The organism is Prescottella equi (genome assembly GCF_002094305.1).
Classification (GTDB): Bacteria; Actinomycetota; Actinomycetes; order Mycobacteriales; family Mycobacteriaceae; genus Prescottella; species Prescottella equi.
Window position 1 is genome coordinate 19441 of record NZ_LWTX01000012.1, and the last position, 18105, is coordinate 37545.

Sequence of the window (18105 nt, forward strand, 5' to 3'; positions counted from 1 at the left end):
GCTAACTGTGCTGGGCGGAACCGCCCGAGGCCAACCTTCCGTCTCGCTCAGCGATACGCTTGTCGGGTGACCGGTGCGGCGAACCTCGACACGGTCCTCGGCAAGGCCGTCGCGATCCTGCGCAGTTACCGCCCCGAGGACAATGTCGTGTCACTCGCCGAGCTGGTGCGGCGCACCGGCCTGCACAAAGCGACGGTGCACCGGCTCGCCGGCGAGCTCGTGGCGAACCGGCTCCTCGACCGTGTCGACGGCGGTTACCGGCTCAGCGGTGGGCTGTTCGAACTCGGGATGCTCGCATCGCTCGAACGCAGTCTGCTCGAGATGGCGATGCCGTTCCTGCAGGACCTCTACGAGCGCAGCCACGAGACCGTGCACCTCGGAGTCCGCGACGAACACGACGTCGTCTACGTCGCGAAGATCGGCGGTCACCGCCAGGCGATCTCCCCGTCCCGGACGGGCGGCCGCATCCCGCTGCACTGTTCCGCGATCGGTAAGGCACTGCTTGCCCACTGCGAACCGGACCTGCGCCGCGCGGTGCTGTCGGCACCGCTGGTCCGGCGGACGCCGCACACGATCGTCGCGCCCGGCATCCTGCAGACCCAGCTCGACAAGGTGGTCGAGACCGGTGTCGCGTTCGAACGCGAGGAGTCGGCGCTGGGAATCGCGTGCGTGGCCGCGCCGGTGTTCGGGGCCGACGACCACATCGTCGCGGCCATCAGCGTCACCGGACCCACCAACCGGTACCGGCCCGAAAGTCAGGTCGCCGCAGTCCGGGCCGCCGCCGAGGGGCTGCGCAGCACGATGTCGCGTCGGGCGCGCCTGCGCTGATCACACGCCTTCGGCGTTCGCGACCGGATCCGACCAGATATCCATCGGGACGGCCTCGACGCTGCGTCCGGACTCGTCGAGGACGCGTCCCATCCGTTTGAAGAAGCGCAGCGTGACGGTGCGGTCGAGAATCTCGAGCGACGGCACCGTCCGCCGCAGGAGCTGTTCGAGTCGGTGGACGTCCTCGAGCGACCGCACCCACACCGAGTAGAAGAAGTTGGCCGGCGCCCCCGTCAGGACGAGGCACGCGCGGGTCTCCGGCAGTTCGATCAGGCGCTGCGCGACGGCGTCGCACTCGTCCACCGGCACGTGCGCCCACATCCACACCGACACCGGCCAACCCGACAGCGGCTGTGCCACGTCGCACCGCAGCAGCAGCGAGTGCCGCTCGAGCAGGACACGCACCCGGCGGCGCGCGGTGCTGACGCTGCAGCCGAGTTCCGCGGCCAGATCGGTGAGCGACGCCCGGCCGTCCCGGGACAGGCACGCGATGAGCGCCCGGTCCGCGTCGTCCAGTGGACGCAGTGTGCCCGTCGTGCGTGGGCCGCGGCCGTCGAGGTGTGCCCGCTGGTCGGAGTCGAGCGCCCGCAGCTGCCAGTCCCCACCCATCGCGTACGGGCGGATCACGAGGTGCGTTCGGGTGGAACGGATTCCGGGCAGCTTCTCGATTGCGCGCAGCAATAGGTCCGACAGTGCCGCTAGGCTTTCGACGCTCACCGTGAGGAGCAGGTCGCGGGCGCCGCTGGTGTGCTCGACGGTGAGGACGTGGGGCCACCGCACCAGGATCTCCGCGGTCTGCAGCACCTGACCGGCCACGCACTCGATCTCGATCAGCGCCGCCGTCTGCGGACCCGCCGGGTGGGCGGTGACCCACGCCGACCCGCTCTCCACCAGGCGGGACCAGCGGCGGGCGGCGGTCACCGGGTCGACCCCCAGCGCGGCACCGATCTGCGCCCACGGCGCTCGCGGCCCGAGTTGAAGGGTGTTGATCAGGCTCAGGTCCAGCTCGTCCAGAACGTCAGATTCCTGAACCGATTCGTTCCTCACGACAAAATCCTGCAGTTTCGATGATTGTGACGCACGTCATGGGCATCATGCCTCAGCCGCGCCGACGCGGCACACCGCGAGGAGAGGAGACGCCAGTGTCGTTGACCGAGGACGCCAAGCAGTTGCACGGGGATCTGGTCCGGCTGCGCCGCGAACTGCACGCTGCACCGGAGGTCGGTCTGCACCTGCCGCGCACACAGGAGCGCGTGCTCGCCGCACTGGACGGTCTGCCGCTCGAGGTCGGCACCGGCACCGCACTGACGTCGGTCACCGCGGTACTGCGCGGCGGCCGACCCGGACCGACGGTCCTGCTGCGCGGCGACATGGACGCGTTGCCGGTGGGCGAACGTGCCGACGTCGACTACGCCTCGACGGTTCCCGGCCACATGCACGCGTGCGGGCACGACCTGCACACCTCGATGCTCGTCGGCGCCGCCCACCTGCTGTCGGCGCGGCGCGAGCACCTCGCGGGCGACGTCGTGTTCATGTTCCAGCCCGGCGAGGAGGGCTACGACGGCGCCGGGCACATGCTGGCCGAGGGTGTGCTCGAGGCGTCGGGGTCGCGCCCGGTGGCCGCGTACGGCCTGCACGTCAGCGCGTCGGGAGCCCCAGGCGGCGTGTTCGTCACGCGCAAGGGCCCGTTGATGGCCGCGAGTGACGTTGCGACCGTGCGCGTCCTGGGCCGCGGTGGCCACGGGTCGTCACCTCACGCGGCCCTCGACCCGATTCCCGCGGCGTGCGAGATGGTGACCGCGCTGCAGACCTTCGCGACCCGCACATTCCCCCCGTTCGACCCGGTCGTGCTCACGGTCGGCTCGTTCCACTCCGGCACCGCGGCCAACGTCATCCCCGACGACGCCCGATTCGACATCACCGTGCGCACCTTCTCCCCCGAGAACCAGGCGAAGGTCCGGGACGGCATCAACCGGGTGTGCCGGGGAATCGCCGCCGCGCACGGGCTCGAGGTGGACGTCGACTACGACGAGCAGTACCCGGTGACCGTCAACGACGACACCGAGACGCAGTTCGTCGCCGACGTCGTCGCCGAGGTCCACGGCCCCGAGCGCTTCGCCTGGCAGCCGCAGCCGGCGGCCGCGTCCGAGGACTTCTCGCGCGTTCTGAACGAGATTCCGGGAGCGTTCGTGTTCCTCGGCGCCTGCCCCGCGGACCGCGATCCGAGGGCGGCCGCCTTCAATCATTCGCCGCTCGCGGAATTCGACGACGCCGTCCTGGGCGACGGCGCCGCGCTCTACAGCGAGCTCGCGCTCCGGCGGCTCGCCGCGGTCGACAGCGCAGCGTGAACGGCCCTCGGTCCGCACGTTCCCCTCGTGCGGACCGAGGCCGAGATCACTTGCCCAGCAGCCCCTTCGCGATGTGGGTCACCTGGATCTCGTTGGAACCGGCGTAGATCATGAGCGACTTGGCGTCGCGCGCGAGCTGCTCCACCTTGTACTCGGCCATGTAGCCGTTGCCGCCGAAGAGCTGGACGGCCTCCATCGCGACCTCGGTGGCGGCCCGCGACGAGTACAGCTTCATCGCCGACGCCTCGGCGAGGCTGAGCGGAGAGCCGGAGTTGCTGCGCTCGATGGCATTGAACAGCATGTTCTGTACGTTCAGGCGCGCGACTTCCATCTCGGCCAGCTTGAGCTGGATGAGCTGGAACTGGGCGATCTCCTTGCCCCACAGCTTGCGGTTCTTGGCGTAGTCGATGGACAGCCGCTGGCACTCGTTGATGATGCCCAGCGCGAGCGAGGCGATACCGATTCGCTCGGCCGCGAACGACTCCTTCGCGCTCTCCTTGCCGTCACCCTTGGCCGGGTTCTCGGTCTCGCCGAGGAGTCGATCCTTGGAGATCCGGACGTTGTCGAAGAACAGTTCGCCGGTGGGCGAGGAGTTCATGCCCATCTTCTTGAACGGCGGGCTCTGCGTGAAACCCTCCATGCCCTTCTCGAGCACGAAGCCGAGAACCTTGCGGTCGCGGCGGTCGACGGAGGCGTCGCCCTCGTCGAGCTTGGCGTACACGATGGTGACGTCGGCGTATGGGCCGTTGGTGATGAACGTCTTCTGCCCGTTGAGGATGTAGTCGTCACCGTCGCGGCGGACGTAGGACTTCATGCCACCGAACGCGTCGGAACCGGAGTCGGGCTCGGTGATGGCCCACGCGCCCACCTTCTCCATCGTGACCAGGCCCGGCAGCCAGCGCTTCTTCTGGGCCAGCGTGCCGCGGCTGCGGAGCGTGCCGGCGGTGAGGCCGATGCTGACACCCATCGACGCCACCAGACCGAGGCTCACGCCCGCGATCTCGCTGTTGAGGATGACGCCCATGCTGCCCGCGCCGCTGAATCCGCCGGACTTCTCGTCGGAGTCGGCGGGCGCTTCGCCGCGCTCCTTCGCCTCCTCCTTCGCGAACGACTTCTCGAGCGCCTCGCTGGCCATCTCGTCCATGCCGAAGGTGGCGTACATCTTGCGGATGATGTCGTACGGAGGTAGCTCACCGGTCTCGAGCTTGTCGACGTGCGGCTTGATCTCCTTGTCGATGAAGCCACGCAGTGCGTCGCGGAACATCAGGTCGGTGTCTGACCACTCGTACATGTGGGAACTCCAGTCGGTGCGCTCTCGGTGTGGCCTGCATGACAGACCGGGCCACCCCGTGGCGGCCGCCACATCCACACATATAGAACGCGTTCTCTTTTGTCCACCCCACGGTCATTTAGTTAGTGCACGACTTAATCGTGTATGCTTCATTCCATGACCACGACCCTCCCCGAGCAGGATGTCGACTGGGGCGACGTCGATCCCCTGGCCCTCGATCGGCAGGTGTGCTTCGCCCTCGCGGTTGCCAACCGCGCAGTGCTGTCGGTCTACCGCCCCCTTCTCGAGCCGATGGGCCTGACGCACCCGCAGTACCTCGTGATGCTCGCACTGTGGGGCCGCGCACCCATGTCGGTGAAGGAGATCGGGCAGGCGCTGCAACTCGATTCGCCCACGCTCTCCCCGTTGCTCAAGCGACTCGAGTCCGGCGGCCTCATCACGCGCACCCGCAGCGCCGCCGACGAGCGCCAACTGGTCGTCGAACTCACCGAAGCCGGGAAGGCCCTGCGCACCCAGGCCGAACGCATCCCCGGCGCCGTCGTGCAGCGACTCGGTGTGAGCCTCGCCGAACTCGAAGAACTCCACTCCGTTCTCACTCGAGTCAATGCGGCGGCCCTGCGCGCCGGCGCCCTGCACGAGTGAACCGCCCCCTCCAGACAGGTACAGGTATTCAGGACATGTCACCACGTTCGAAAGCCAAGCGCCCCAACCCGTTCCAGTGGATCGCCTACGCGTGCGGCCGCAAGCTTCCCGACTCGATGCAGGATTGGGTCCGCAACGACCTCATCGGCGATTGGGCAGTGCCGCGGCACATGATTCGCAGCATGGTGCCATTCCTGCCGATCTTCGCGGCGTTCTTCCTGTTCCCCGGCCCGGTGTGGCTGCGGGGATCGATGGTGCTCCTCGGCGTCTTCCTGGCGTTGTTCTTCTCCGCGGCCTACATGGAGCAGAACCGTCGTCGCCGGCTCGAGAGGCACGGCTTGAACCCCGACCTGGAGAACCCCAAGAAGGTCGCGCGCCACAACGCCGAGAAGGCCGCGTACGAGAAGGCGCACCCCCACGCGTTCTGAGGCGTCCTCATCTGCTGTACAGCGCGACGCCGTCGGACTCGGCCACCTGCACCGCACCGCGGTCGACCAGAACGTCCAGGTGCGCAACGGTTTCGATGACCGCATACGGCCGCAGCGGTGCGGGAAGGTCACCCAACCTCTGGTCACGTCGCGTCCAGCGCAACCGGTGCGCCACGTCGATCGCCGTGACCCCGTGCGACGACACGGCGTCGAGGGTGCGGTCCAGACGGCCGTGATGGTGATCGATGAGCTGCCGAGCACGCGTGGCCGCGCTCGGCATCGTCGGACCGTGTGCGGGCAGCAACTGAGCGTCGGGCATCGTCTGGACCAGTAGCAGCGAGGCGAGATAGTCGCCCAGCGGCAATCGGCCCGGCGCGGTCTCGAGCCCGATCCACGGAGTGATCCGGGGAAGGACGTGGTCGCCGGTGAAGAACAACCTGGCCCCCGGATCCCAGAACGAGTAGTGCCCGTTCGTGTGCCCCGGGGTGGGGATCGCAACGAGAGTTCGGTTCCGCAGCACGATCCGCGGGTTGCCCTCGAGCCAATGGTCCGGCAACTCCACCCTCACATCGGGGACACCGTGCATCATCGCGATCATGTCGTGTGCGCCCGCCCGCGCCAGGGTGGCGGCCGCGCCGGACGACACTCGCGCCGCCTCTGCGCCGGCCGCGTGCCACTCGACCGTCGCCCGCTCGCCGACGCCGAGACTGATGGGCGTGCCGTGCCGTCGGCGAACCTCGAGCGCCTGCGAGTAGTGGTCGGTGTGCCAGTGCGTGATGAGGAACCGGCTGATCCCGCTCGGCTCGAACCCGATGCGTTCGAGCCCCTGCACCAGGTGACGCTCCCCGTCCTCGGTGGCCCATCCCGAGTCGATCAGAACGACGTCGTCGCCGTCGGCGACCGCATACACGTTGATCGCCGGCGGCCCCTCCGGTAGAGGCAAGGGGATGCGGAACACGCCGGGCGAGATCTCGTACGAACCAGGAGCCGTCCAGTGCGGCACCGAGTCCGGCCCGGCTGCCGTCGGAGCACTACTACGCAAATCCACGTCTCGAACATGCCACGGGCGGATCCGTCTCGATCCGCCCGAACCGCTGAGCGAGACGGCCCGGAGACGGGTTCAGTACGCGGACGTCCCGCCGCCCGCACGACGCGCCTCGAGCGCAGATCCCAGCGTCATGATTCCCTCGTAGCAGTTGGGGTCGAGACCGACGAGATCGCGGATCCGACCCAGCCGGTTGTTGACCGTGTTCGGGTGGATGCCGAGAGCGCGCGCCGTCCGCCCACGGTCGAGGTCGTGATGGAGATAGACATCGAGCGTCTCCATCAGTTCGGGGAAAGGATCCAACGGCAGTAGACAGTCTCCCAGGTAGTGGTGTCCGGCGGTGGCCCGCGACAGCTGGAACGGCAACGCAAGGTCCTTCAGCTGATACACCGCCGGCTCCCGGCCCATCCGGCGTGCCAGTTCGACGAGTTCGCGTGCCAGCGCCCCCGCCCCCGCGAGTTCGCGGCGTTTGACCGGACCGGACACCGCCCCGGTCACGGCGGATCCGACCACCTCACCCACCGCCGAGGTCAGATCTACCGCCAGCCGGAACCAGTCGGTGTCCGCGCCGGGACGTCTCGGGACGAGCACGGTCGCCGAATCGGGCTCCACGATGGCAAGCGTCGGCGGTGTGCCGACCGCATCGAGCACCCGGACCGTGCGCGCCTCCCTGGTCCGCCACGCCTTCGCGTCCGTCTCCACGTCGCCGCCGGACAGAGCTAGTACCGAGTACTCGTCGGCCAGTTCGATGCCGCACCAGCGCGCCGTAGGGTCCGCGTCCTGGCCCGCCAGCAGCAGTCTGGCCAGCAACTCGCGCGACGGCTGCTCGTCGCCCTCGAGCGCCACCCGCTCGCACTCGTACGAATCCACGACCGTGCGCGTGACCACCTCCTGCAGCCGCAGGACGCCGTCCGCGATGTCGACCAACGCCGCGGCGCGCTCACCCGCGGCCGCGGCACGACACTCGTCCAGGAGGATTCGGCCGAACCGGTACCAACTGTGCAGCACAGCCGACAAGGACGCCCCGTCCACCGCTGCCTGAACGGCACCCTCACGGACCGGTAGCAGTTCGTCGGCGGTGAACGTCCGGTTCTCCCGGATCGCCCGCGAGGCAATTCGGAAGAACCGAAGGGTGCTGCGTTGCAACAACTCCGGATGGAACGAGTATCCCGGGTCCGCCGAGCACCGCCTACGCTCCAGTGCGTCGAACCGGACGTCGAGCCGGTCCAGGATCGCGAGCACCGCGGCGCTCGGTGCGCCGCGCCTGAGCTCGTCATCCGACGGCATGCCCGAACCATACGCCGCCGACCGCCGGCGAGTAGCGCATCCGGAGGGGCCGTCCCCACCGAAAATCGCCGAAACCGAACATATCTCGCGTCGCCGCACTGGGATTGTGGAGATCGGCGCCGGCCGCCACCCGCGGTTCACCCCACCGAGCACCCACGGGCCGCGCTAGGCCCGATCCGTCGTCGCCTGCAGCCTGTTTCGCAGGTGATCGCGCTCCGGGTCGGTCCCGACCAGGTCCAGTGCGCGCCGGTACTCCGCGGCCGCCTCCTCCCGCCTTCCGAGGCGCGCCAGCAACTCGGCCCGCGCTGCGACATACGGATGGTGCGCCCGCAATTGCGGTTCCTCGGAGAGTTCGTCCAGCAGGGCGAGCCCCGCCGCCGGACCGTCCCGCATCGCGACCGCAACTGCACGACTCATCGCCACCACCGGCGACGGCACCAACCGGAGCAGCACGTCGTACAGGGCGACGATCTGCGGCCAGTCGGTGCTCGCGACGTCGGGTGCCTCGTCGTGCAGTGCCGCAATGGCGGCCTGCACCCCGTATGCGCCGGGTGGGCCGCCCGTGAGCGACACCAGCACCAGCGCACTTCCTTCCTCGATCAGCGGCCGGTCCCACACCGCGCGGTCCTGATCCTCCAAGAGCACCATTTCGCCGCCCGGACCGGTGCGGGCGCCGCGGCGGGCGTGCACCAGCAGCATCAGTGCGAGGAGCCCGGCGATCTCGCGTTCGCCGGGCAGCAGGCGGTGCAGAACACGGGTCAACCGGATTGCCTCCTCGGCGACGTCGAGTCGCTGCAACCGTGGTCCGGTACTGGCGGCGTAGCCCTCGGTGAAGATCGCGTACAGCACCTGCAGGACACCGGGTAGCCGCTGCGGCAGCTCGTCGGCGTCCGGCACCCGGAACGGGATCCGCAGATCGTGGATCCGTTTCTTGGCCCGCGTGATCCGCTTCGCCATCGTCGCGGTCGGGACGAGGAAGGCCCGGGCCACCTCGGACGTCGTGAGCCCTGCCAGACAGCGCAGGGTCAGCGCCGTGCGGTCCTCGGCCGGCAGCGCGGGGTGCGCGCACGTGAAGAACAACTGGAGCCGCTCGTCGGGCAACTCGCCGCCCACGTCCGCAGCAGGGGCGGGATCGGCGCGATCCGCCTCCACCTGCAGCACCGCGATCCGCGCCGCGAGCACCTGATCACGCCGCAGACGGTCCACGGCCCGGCGCCGCGCCGTGGTCAGCAGCCAGGCCCCCGGCTTGGACGGCACGCCGTCCACCGGCCAACGCCGCAGCGCGGCCTCGATCGCCTCCGACGTGGCTTCCTCCGCCAGATCGAGGTCGCCGAACCTGCTCACCAGAGCGGCGAGCAGGCGGCCGCGCTCCTCCCGGAAGACCGCCTCGACGGACGTCTCCGCGTCGGTCGCGCGGCCACCGCTCCCGCTGACCATCGGACGTCAGTTGCCGAAGTCGGCGATGGGGCGCACCACTATCCGGCCGCCGCCGCGCGAGCCGGGACAGCGGGCCGCCCAGTCGAGCGCGACATCGAGGTCCGGCACGTCGATCACGTAGAAGCCGCCCAGCACCTCACGGGCCTCGGCGAACGGTCCGTCGGTGGTGACGGTGCGGGTGCCGTCGTCCCCCACCTGGATGCTGGTGGCTGTGACGAGGTCGGCCAGCGACTCACCCGAGACGAAGATCCCGGCGTCCTTGACCTCCTTGTCGTAGACCATCCAGTCCTCGGGCGTGCAGTCGCTCGTGGCGTCGGCGGACTCGGCGTTGATCAGCAGCAGGTACTTCATGATCGGTTCCTCCTCGAGAGGTGCTCATTGTTGCGGTACACCATGACGACGAACGAGGTGGCCCCGAAAGGACAGCGCGGGTGAACTTTCTTTCGCGCCGTCAGTCGAGCCCGCGGAGGAACTCGAGCATCGCGGTGTTGACCTGGTCGGCTGCCTCCATCTGCACGAAATGCCCGACGTCGGGGATCACGTGGGTCGAGCGCAGGCCGGGCACCATCGCGGCCATCGTCTCGAACGGATTCTCCCCCATCATCTCGAGCACCGGATCCTTCGCGCCGGCGATGAACGTGGTCGGGACGGTGACGGGACGGCCGTGCAGTTCCTCGTTCTGCTCCCACACGTAGTCGTCGGCCCGATACCAGTTGAGGCCGCCCGTGAAGCCGGTGCGCGTGAACTCGTCCACGTAGTAGCCGAATTCGTCCTCGCTGAGCCACGGCCACGGCAACGCCGGAGGTTCGGGCAGCACGTCGAGGTAGCCGTTGCCCTCGGACGGGAAGTCCCAGCAGTCGAGGTAACGGTTCGCTCCGCTGAGCGCGTGGAAGATCTTGGACAGGAACTCGCGCGGGTGGTCGCCGAGTTCGCGGTCGGCCGGTCCGTACTCCTGGAAGTAGTGCAGGTGCACGAAGTGCTGCGACGACATGTACCGGAAGCCGTCGGTGGGCCGGACCGGCGACCGTGGCATTCGCGGCACGCTCAACTGCATCAGGGCGCGGACGCGTCCCGGCGCCCAGTTCGGCAGGTCCCACACCAGTTGCGCGCCGAAGTCGTGGCCCGAGAACACCGCCTGCTCGATGCCGAGCGCGTCGAGCAGGCCGACCATGTCGTCGACGGTGTGCCGGCGGTCGTACTCGCGAGGATCGGAGGGCACGTCGGTGCGTCCGTAACCGCGCATGTCGGGGGCGATCACCCGGTAGCCGGCCGCGGACAGCGCCGACAGTTGGTGCCGCCAGCTGTACCAGAGTCCCGGGAAGCCGTGACACAGCACGATCGGGTCGCCCTCGCCCTGCTCGGCGATGTGCATGTCGAGGTCCCCGACGCGTACCGTCCGGTGCGTGAGTGTCGTTGCAGGATCGGTCATTCCGGAATATTAAGTCACTCCAGGCGCGGGCGGAGCCAATCGACCAGATCGTCGAGCACCTTCTCCTGCTCGGGTTCGTTGAAAACCTCGTGGAACAGGCCGTCGTACGTCTTCAACGTCAGATCTTTCGATCCGGCGTGGGCCGCGATCATCCGGCTACCGGAGACGTCGGCCAGGCGATCCTCGGTGCCGTGGAGCAGCAGGACCGGAATGGTCAGCGACGGCAACCGAGCCGGGAAGCTCTCGGCGGCCAGAATCATCCCCCGCGCGATGCCCGCCTTGACCTTTCCGTGATGGACGAGAGGGTCGGACTCGTACGCCGCGACCACCGCGGGATCGCGGGAGACCGACTTCGCGTCGAGGGTCTCGACGGGTATTCCGGGTGCGAACCGACCGAGGATCTTGCCGATCTCGATCACCACCCGCGGCTTGCCGCCCACGACGTCCACGGCCGGCGCCGACAGGATCAGACCCGACAATTCGTCCTGGTGGTCGAGCGCGTACGACAGCGCGATCGCGCCGCCCATGCTGTGTCCCAGCAGGAATCGTTGCAGGCCCGGATTCTCGGCGATCGCGACGGCCGACAACCGGTGCAGGTCGTCGAGGAACTCCGACCAGTCGTGCAACTCGATCCGCTTGCCACCGGAGCGACCGTGCCCGCGGTGGTCCGGCGCGTAGACGACGAGACCGAGCCCCACCAAGCGTTCGACGACATGGTCGTAGCGACGCGCGTGTTCGCCCAGACCGTGCGCGAGCAGGAGTATGCCCGTCGGCGGACCGTCCGGACGCCAGACGTCGTACACGATGCGGGTGCCGTGCACCCCGGCGAATTCCGACTCTGTGTGCTGCACGAAAGCGAGTCTAGGTGTGCGGACGGCGTCGTGGGGCGCTTGTCGCCGGGCGCTTGTCAGCCCGATCGCGCGGCGGGACGATGAAGGTGGCCGACAGGAGTCGCGATGAGTACCACCGATGCCCCGTTCCTGAGGTACACCGACGAGACCGGGCACGCCCGGGAGGTGACACTGTCCATCGACAGCCCGCGCGTGACGGTGGGCCGATCGTCGGACGCCGACGTCTCGCTGGCCGACGACCCCGAGGTCTCGCGCCTGCACGCGACACTCGAGTGGATCGGTACGGACTGGACCATCGTCGACGACGGCCTGTCCCGCAACGGCACGTTCGTCAACGGTGAGCGCATCTCGGGACGCCGGCGCCTACGGAACGGCGACAGCATCCGGATCGGCAACTCGGCCTTCGTGTTCCGCGACCTCGCGCGTCAGGGCGGCGAGCCCACCCGGGTGGCCGCGGACATCCCGACGGTACGGTCGCTCACCAGGACGCAGCGGGAGATCCTGATCGCGCTGTGCCGTCCGTACAAGCACAACGCGGCGTTCGCGAATCCCGCGTCCAATCAGCAGGTCGCCGACGAGGTGTTCCTCAGCGTCGACGCCGTCAAGACGCACCTGCGTGCGCTGTTCGCGAAGTTCGGTGTCGAGAACCTGCCGCAGAACCAGAAGCGGTTGCGCCTGGTCGAGAAGGCGCTGCACAGCGGGGTCATCACCGAACACGATCTGTGACCGGTCAGGCCGCGGCCCGCACGTCCGGCCGCACCTGCGCGCGCAACCGGGTGAGCGCACGATGCTGTGCGATGCGCACCGCCCCGGGGGTGGTGCCGAGGGCGGCGGCGGTCTCGGTGGCCGACATACCGCACACCAGGCGCATGACGAGGATGTCCCGGTGCCGCGGCGGCAGGGTCTCGACGAGGCTGCGTGCCCACGTCCCCCGCTCACCGGCGATCGCACGTTCCTCCGGCCCGGCCTCGGGGCACACCACCTCGCCCGCGTCCTCGATGGGCGCGCATGCCCTTCCGGCGGCGCGTCGGGCGTCGATCACCTTGTGACCCGCGATCGCGTAGACGTACGTCAGGAACGACGCTCCGCGGTCGCAGTAGCGCGGCAGGGCTGTCATCAGGGCGACGCACGCCTCGTGGGAGACGTCCTCGGCGACGGACTGCAGGGCCCCGCGGCCGAGCCGGGCGAAACAGTACCGGCGCACCAGTGGGTAGACGATCGCGAGCACTCGCTCGCGTGCCCGGGGGTCGCCGGCCACGGCGTCCGGTACCCACTCCTGCAGTACCTCGCGGGCACGTTCGGCGGTCATCTCGTTCTTCGACGTCGCGGTCGGAGCGTGTGCACGCATCTCGAATCTCCCAACGCGGACGGCGCGGTCGGCCGTCCCACGTCTTCGATCCTCTGCGGGGAGCGCTGCCCCCGACAGGCACCCTCGGGTGGCGGTCGCGCACCCTGTTCCGCTTGTCGGACTCCGCAACTAGGGTTCCGGACATGACCGTAGAGCAGAGTCTCGACGACCAGTTCCTCACTGCCGCTGATCCTTATCGGCGCGAACTACTTGCGCACTGCTACCGCATGATGGGCTCGATCCACGACGCGGAGGACCTGCTGCAGGAGACGATGGTGCGTGCGTGGCGCGGCTACGGCAAGTTCGACGGCCGCTCGTCCGTGCGCACGTGGCTACACCGGATCGCCACCAACACGTGCCTGACGGCCCTCGAGGGCCGCGAGCGCCGACCCCTGCCCACCGGCCTGGGGGCACCCAGTTCGGACCCCTCGGACGAACTGATCGAGCGCCGCGAGGTGCCATGGCTGGAGCCGATCCCGGATTCGATGGTGTGGGGCGATTCCGGGTGGGGTGCGGACGATCCCGCGACGGTGGTGGCCGCCCGCGAGTCGGTGCGGTTGGCGTTCGTCGCCGCCCTGCAGCACCTGTCGGCCCGGCAGCGAGCGGTACTGGTCCTGCGGGACGTTCTGCAGTGGAAGGCCGCCGAGGTGGCCGAGGCGCTGGGCACGTCCACCGCGGCGGTCAACAGCCTGCTGCAGCGCGCACGGGCACAGCTCTCCGAGGCCACACCCAACCCGGACGCACTGGTGGAACCGGAGTCCGACGACGCCCGCGAGTTGCTGCGCCGGTACGTCGACGGATTCGAACGCTACGACATCGACGGTCTGGTGGACCTGTTCACGCAGGACGCGGTGTGGGAGATGCCCCCGTTCGTCGGCTGGTACGTCGGCGGCGCCGACATCGCCCGGCTCATCAAGGAGAAGTGCCCGTCGGAGGGCCCGGGCGACATGCGACTGCTGCCGGCGTCGGGCAACGGCCAGCCCGCGCTCGGCCTCTATATGCGGGAACCGGACGGCGGGCACCGCCCGTTCCAACTGCACGTCCTCGACATCACCGAGCGCGGGGTCGCCCACGTCACGTGTTTCTTCGACGTCGACCTGTTCGAGAGGTTCGGGCTGCCACCGCAACTCTGACGACCCCCGCGGTCGTCGGCATCACTGACCGGCGGCTGCCGGATCCATCCACATGACCTCCCACACGTGGTTGTCGAGATCGCGGAACGACCGGCCGTACATGAAGCCGTGATCCTGCGGGTCCATCCACTTGCTGCCACCGGCCGCGATGGCGGCATCCACGAGCGCGTCCACGCCGTCGCGGCTGTCCGCGGAGATGCAGGTGAGCACCTCGCGGCTCTTCGACGTGTCGCAGATGTCGTCGGCGATGAAGTCGCGGAAGCGGTCCTTCTGCAGCATCATGATCCACGCCGAGTCGTTGATCGCCATGCAGGCGGTGCTTCCGTCGCAGAACTGCTCGTTGAACTCGAAGCCGAGGCCACCGAAGAAGGACCGGCTCGCGGCGACGTCCTCGACCGGCAGGTTGACGAAGATCAGACGGGACATGGGGCTCTCCTTATGTTCGCGGTTGGTCTGTTCGCAGTGGGGGTCGAGGCCGGGCCCGTTCGGGGCCCGCACAGATGACAGACCACCGCCGCACCGAAAACTCATCGCGGCCGTCCGTCATCGAGATCGCGGAGGGACTAGGCACGCGCGCGGCGCGGTGGTGTCATGGATTCATGAGTGAGGACAAGCGACACTTCGTGGCGAGTCGACTCGACGGACTCATCCACGCGCTGGAACTGCAGGCGCCCACCGAGAAGGAGCCGTCACCGGTACCCACCGCCAATGGCTTCACGGGATCTCTCGCCGAGGCGCAGCGGCATCGGGCCGAGTTGGAATCCGCGACGCCCGCACGCGTGGACGAGATCGCGGCCGGGTATCCCGAGATCGCGAAGGACTGGGGCGAGCAACAGTCGGCCTGATCCGCGGGGCCCGATCCCGTACGGGAAGGCCCCACCCGCCGTGTCGAGCCGCCCGACCCGGCGATGTTCCGCGCGACCACGACCCGAGCCCGACCCCAGGGGGTGGGAACACCACCCCTCGGTGGCCCGACGACCACCTCGGAGAGCCTGTCGACGGCACCCCCGGACGACGAGATTGGAAGGAGCAGGAAGACACCACACCGGGAGGACGCCATGAAGTCCGCTACTCACGACCGCAGCCGTCGTCACGTCGTGCAGTCCGAGGACGGCGTATCGCTCGCCGTGCGCGAGTACGGGCCCGTGGATGCCCCGGTCACCGCGGTGTTCGTGCACGGCCACTGCCTGCACACCCACTCGTGGGCCCGACTGCGCTCGCGCCTGACGCGGGAGTGGGGTGCGGCGGTCCGGATGGTCTTCTACGACCATCGCGGTCACGGCGAATCGGGCAGCGCCCCCGCACACACGTACACGATCGACCAACTCGGACGCGACCTCGACGCGGTGATCCGGGAAGTCGTCCCGACGGGCCCCATCGTCCTGATCGGTCATTCGATGGGTGGGATGACGGCTCTCGCCTACGCGCGCCAGAACCCGGGGGCCGTGGGCACCCGGGTCGTCGGGGTGGGTCTGCTGTCGACCGCAGCCGGTGACATCACCCGCTCGGGCCTGGGCCGGTTCCTGCGGCACCCGCTCGTCTCCGCGTTCCAGTTCGGGGTCGAGCGCCTGCCGCGACTGAGTCAGCGCCTGCTCAGTCTCGTCCTCGACAACCCCACGTCGGTGGTGACGATGTACGGCTTCCTGCGGTCGCTCGTCGGATTCGACGAGTCTCGATCCCTGGCGGGGCTGGCCGAGATTCCGTCACTGGTCCTCGGCGGGTCCTCCGACATGGTCACGCCGTTCGAGCACTCCGTCGCGATCGCCGCGAATCTCCCGTCCGCCGAGCTGGTTCGGCTCGGCGGCGCGGGACATTCGGTGATCCTCGACCAGGCGTACGAGGTCGCGCACGCGCTGGTGCGGCTCGTCGACCGCGCGGCGGCGCACCACGCGGCCCGTCAGCCCGCGGCGTACGCGCTCGCGGCGGCGTCCAGTGCGGCGTGATCGGACACCGACGCGTCGGCGACCGCACGCGCGGCCTCCGCCTCGGCGCCGCGACCGATCTCGCCGGTGAACGTCGTGTGCCACCGGACGAGCCGGTCGGGGTCCCAGCCGAGCAGCGCCCGGTCCAGGAGCAGGCGTTCACCCACCCGGCGGGACGATCGGATCCGGTTCCTGGCGACGGCACCGACCCGCTCGAGGATGTCTCCCGGCAACAACGTCCTCGACGTGGTCCGGTAGTGCGCCCACGTGGCCTCGAGAACGTCGGATTCGGAACAGTCCCTGAGCAACTCGGACCAGTAGTACTCGGCCCGTTCGTCCGGGACCGGCGCCTGCTCGACGCCCGCGCGGATCCGGAGCACCTCTCGGCACGTGAACACGTCGACGGTCTTGACCGGGTTCACTGCGCACTCGCACGAACGGTGGCCTCGACGACCGACTCGAGTGCCAGCGCCCGGATCTCCCCCTTGGCGAGCTTGCCGCCGGACGAGCGCGGCAACGCGTCGGCGACGACGAGGTGCTCAGGAAACAGCTCCTTCGACACTCCCCGGGCGCTCAGGTGCTCGACGAGGTCGGCAAGGGTCAGTGCCCGGCCGGGTCGCAGGCTCACGACCGCGCACACCCGCTCTCCGAACACCGGATCGGGGACGGCGACGACACCGGCCAGGTCGACCGCGGGATGGGTCTCGACCTCCTGTTCCACCTGCGGCGCCGAGATGTTCTTGCCGCCGCGGATGATGATGTCGGACGTCCGCCCCACGGGCGTGAGGTAGTCGTCGGCGTCGACGGTCACCAGGTCGCCCATCAACATCCAGCCGTCCTTCGTGAACAGCTCGGCGTTGGCGTCGGCGTCGTCGTAGTAGCCCGCGCACGTCAACGGTCCGCGACCGGCGGGCCGGCCGGGACCGCCGGTGGCGGTCACATCGCGGCCGTCCTCGTCGAACAGGCGCACCTGCATCTCCGGGATCAGCCGTCCGGCGGTACCGATGCGGCGTTCGAAGGAATCCTCGACGCGGGTGACGCTGAACGCCCCGCTCTCGTTCGACCCGAAGAACTGCAGCACGGACGCCCCGGTCCGGTCCTCGAACTCGGCAGCCCGATCCGCCGGCACCGCCTCGCCGCCGGTGAACATCACCCGCAGCGACGACAGGTCCGCCTGCACGGCGAGCGGCGAGTTCAACAGCATCCGGAACTGGGTGCTGACGCAGCACAGTACGGTCACCCGCTCCCGCTCGATCATCCGGATCATGGTCTCCACGTCGAACTTCGGCAGCACCACCGTGGGGACGCCCGACATCGCCGGGGCGTAGTGCGACGTCCACAGCCCGAACCCGAACGGGGCCGGAACCGCACCGAAGAACACGTCGTCGCCGTCCAGGTGTCCGGCCTCGATCGCCAGACGGCTGAACGCCATCCACCGATTGTCGAACTGCGTCACACACTTCGGCAGACCCGTGGTCCCCGATGTGGAGTTGAGCAGGTTCAGGTCGTCGGGACCGAGGCTGCGGCCGTCCACGTCGGCCGGTGCGGCCCGGCCCGGCACGATCGGCACCGCGGTGGGACCGGAGACGTCGAAGACGTCGTGCACACCCCGGTCCGACAGCACGACGTGGAAGGCCAGTGGCAGCCCGAGGTCGCGCAGCTCGCGCACCAGCACCGACGACGAGCGGCCCGCGAGGGCGTCGAGGGTGACGAGCGCCCGGGCACCGGTCTTGCGGACGAGATGCGCGATCTCGCGGTCGCCGGCGCGGGCGCCGATCCCGACCGCCACCACGCCGGCGCGTGCCGTCGCGACCAATGCCGCGTGCACGAGAAACGTGTCCGGCAACTGCACCGCGACCCGATCCCCGACCGGGATGCCCAATGCCACGAGTGTGGCCGCGAGGTCGTCGGCGACGGAATCGTAAGTCGCCCAGCTGGTCCGGGCAGAAGGCGTGATGTAGGCATCCGCGTCCGGCGTCCGCGCCGCCTGTTCGCGCACCAACCGGTGCAGCGGGTCGGTCCCCCACCATCCGGACTCCACGTACCGGCCGACCGTCTCGGGGTCGATGAGGCTCATCTCGATCTCCTTGTCCGGGGACGACGACGTCCCTGCGGG

The 18105-nt window shown here is 69.2% G+C and carries 20 protein-coding genes; 8 read left to right on the forward strand and 12 right to left on the reverse strand.

Features of this window, described 5'->3' with window-relative positions; translation table 11 throughout:
* The first annotated feature begins 66 nt into the window (after window positions 1-66).
* On the forward strand, window positions 67-828 hold the full coding sequence (locus A6I89_RS21985) for an IclR family transcriptional regulator (protein WP_022598114.1): 762 nt from the start codon (window positions 67-69) through the stop codon (window positions 826-828).
* Here the strand turns inward: A6I89_RS21985 and A6I89_RS21990 are convergent, their stop codons facing one another.
* Window positions 829-1875 (reverse strand): Lrp/AsnC family transcriptional regulator, encoded by a 1047-nt coding sequence (locus A6I89_RS21990; protein ID WP_022598116.1) that lies wholly within the window; start codon window positions 1873-1875, stop codon window positions 829-831. It lies immediately after the preceding gene.
* A gap of 95 nt (window positions 1876-1970) precedes the next feature.
* Here A6I89_RS21990 and A6I89_RS21995 point away from each other — a divergent pair, with 95 nt between their 5' ends.
* Complete coding sequence (locus A6I89_RS21995) at window positions 1971-3176, forward strand: M20 metallopeptidase family protein (protein ID WP_022598117.1); 1206 nt, start codon at window positions 1971-1973, stop codon at window positions 3174-3176.
* A gap of 46 nt (window positions 3177-3222) precedes the next feature.
* Here the strand turns inward: A6I89_RS21995 and A6I89_RS22000 are convergent, their stop codons facing one another.
* Window positions 3223-4467: an acyl-CoA dehydrogenase family protein gene (locus A6I89_RS22000; RefSeq protein ID WP_013417311.1), complete on the reverse strand. Its 1245-nt coding sequence runs from the start codon at window positions 4465-4467 to the stop codon at window positions 3223-3225.
* Window positions 4468-4623: 156 nt separating this feature from the next.
* On the opposite strand from A6I89_RS22000, the gene A6I89_RS22005 reads away from it, so the two are divergent.
* Window positions 4624-5109 (forward strand): MarR family winged helix-turn-helix transcriptional regulator, encoded by a 486-nt coding sequence (locus tag A6I89_RS22005; RefSeq protein ID WP_013417312.1) that lies wholly within the window; start codon window positions 4624-4626, stop codon window positions 5107-5109.
* Window positions 5110-5144: 35 nt separating this feature from the next.
* Window positions 5145-5537 (forward strand): DUF5313 family protein, encoded by a 393-nt coding sequence (locus A6I89_RS22010; protein WP_005517388.1) that lies wholly within the window; start codon window positions 5145-5147, stop codon window positions 5535-5537.
* 7 nt (window positions 5538-5544) lie between these two features.
* On the opposite strand, the gene A6I89_RS22015 is transcribed toward A6I89_RS22010, so the two are convergent.
* From A6I89_RS22015 to A6I89_RS22040, 6 genes are all read right to left on the reverse strand, one after another.
* A complete protein-coding gene (locus tag A6I89_RS22015) occupies window positions 5545-6585 on the reverse strand; it encodes an MBL fold metallo-hydrolase (protein ID WP_232244803.1) in 1041 nt (346 codons plus the stop codon).
* 72 nt (window positions 6586-6657) lie between these two features.
* The gene (locus A6I89_RS22020; protein ID WP_022598121.1) at window positions 6658-7869 is read right to left on the reverse strand and encodes a PucR family transcriptional regulator; all 1212 of its coding nucleotides are present in this window, start codon (window positions 7867-7869) and stop codon (window positions 6658-6660) included.
* Between the two features lie 165 nt (window positions 7870-8034).
* Window positions 8035-9306, reverse strand: a complete 1272-nt coding sequence (locus A6I89_RS22025) for an RNA polymerase sigma factor (RefSeq protein WP_022598123.1) — start codon at window positions 9304-9306, stop codon at window positions 8035-8037.
* A gap of 6 nt (window positions 9307-9312) precedes the next feature.
* Window positions 9313-9657, reverse strand: a complete 345-nt coding sequence (locus A6I89_RS22030; RefSeq protein WP_005517383.1) for a YciI family protein — start codon at window positions 9655-9657, stop codon at window positions 9313-9315.
* Between the two features lie 100 nt (window positions 9658-9757).
* Complete coding sequence (locus A6I89_RS22035; RefSeq protein ID WP_022598125.1) at window positions 9758-10735, reverse strand: alpha/beta fold hydrolase; 978 nt, start codon at window positions 10733-10735, stop codon at window positions 9758-9760.
* A gap of 14 nt (window positions 10736-10749) precedes the next feature.
* On the reverse strand, window positions 10750-11586 hold the full coding sequence (locus A6I89_RS22040; RefSeq protein ID WP_005517381.1) for an alpha/beta hydrolase: 837 nt from the start codon (window positions 11584-11586) through the stop codon (window positions 10750-10752).
* Between the two features lie 105 nt (window positions 11587-11691).
* Between A6I89_RS22040 and A6I89_RS22045 the strand changes: the two genes are divergently transcribed.
* Window positions 11692-12312 (forward strand): FHA domain-containing protein, encoded by a 621-nt coding sequence (locus A6I89_RS22045; RefSeq protein WP_005517380.1) that lies wholly within the window; start codon window positions 11692-11694, stop codon window positions 12310-12312.
* 4 nt (window positions 12313-12316) lie between these two features.
* Here the strand turns inward: A6I89_RS22045 and shbA are convergent, their stop codons facing one another.
* On the reverse strand, window positions 12317-12934 hold the full coding sequence (shbA, locus tag A6I89_RS22050) for an RNA polymerase sigma factor ShbA (RefSeq protein ID WP_022598127.1): 618 nt from the start codon (window positions 12932-12934) through the stop codon (window positions 12317-12319).
* Between the two features lie 143 nt (window positions 12935-13077).
* On the opposite strand from shbA, the gene A6I89_RS22055 reads away from it, so the two are divergent.
* Window positions 13078-14067, forward strand: coding sequence for a sigma-70 family RNA polymerase sigma factor (locus A6I89_RS22055; protein ID WP_022598128.1), 990 nt, complete (start codon window positions 13078-13080; stop codon window positions 14065-14067).
* Window positions 14068-14088: 21 nt separating this feature from the next.
* Here the strand turns inward: A6I89_RS22055 and A6I89_RS22060 are convergent, their stop codons facing one another.
* Entirely contained in the window at window positions 14089-14493 is a 405-nt protein-coding gene (locus A6I89_RS22060) for a VOC family protein (protein WP_005517376.1), read from the reverse strand.
* A gap of 173 nt (window positions 14494-14666) precedes the next feature.
* Between A6I89_RS22060 and A6I89_RS22065 the strand changes: the two genes are divergently transcribed.
* The gene (locus A6I89_RS22065) at window positions 14667-14912 is read left to right on the forward strand and encodes a hypothetical protein (RefSeq protein ID WP_022598130.1); all 246 of its coding nucleotides are present in this window, start codon (window positions 14667-14669) and stop codon (window positions 14910-14912) included.
* 213 nt (window positions 14913-15125) lie between these two features.
* On the forward strand, window positions 15126-16010 hold the full coding sequence (locus A6I89_RS22070; RefSeq protein ID WP_022598132.1) for an alpha/beta fold hydrolase: 885 nt from the start codon (window positions 15126-15128) through the stop codon (window positions 16008-16010).
* Here A6I89_RS22070 and A6I89_RS22075 read toward each other — a convergent pair.
* On the reverse strand, window positions 15965-16411 hold the full coding sequence (locus A6I89_RS22075) for a hypothetical protein (protein WP_022598134.1): 447 nt from the start codon (window positions 16409-16411) through the stop codon (window positions 15965-15967). The two genes, A6I89_RS22070 and A6I89_RS22075, sit on opposite strands and share 46 nt — an antisense overlap.
* Entirely contained in the window at window positions 16408-18066 is a 1659-nt protein-coding gene (locus A6I89_RS22080; protein ID WP_022598135.1) for a class I adenylate-forming enzyme family protein, read from the reverse strand. Before A6I89_RS22080 ends, A6I89_RS22075 begins: the two co-directional genes overlap by 4 nt.
* Window positions 18067-18105: the final 39 nt, after the last annotated feature.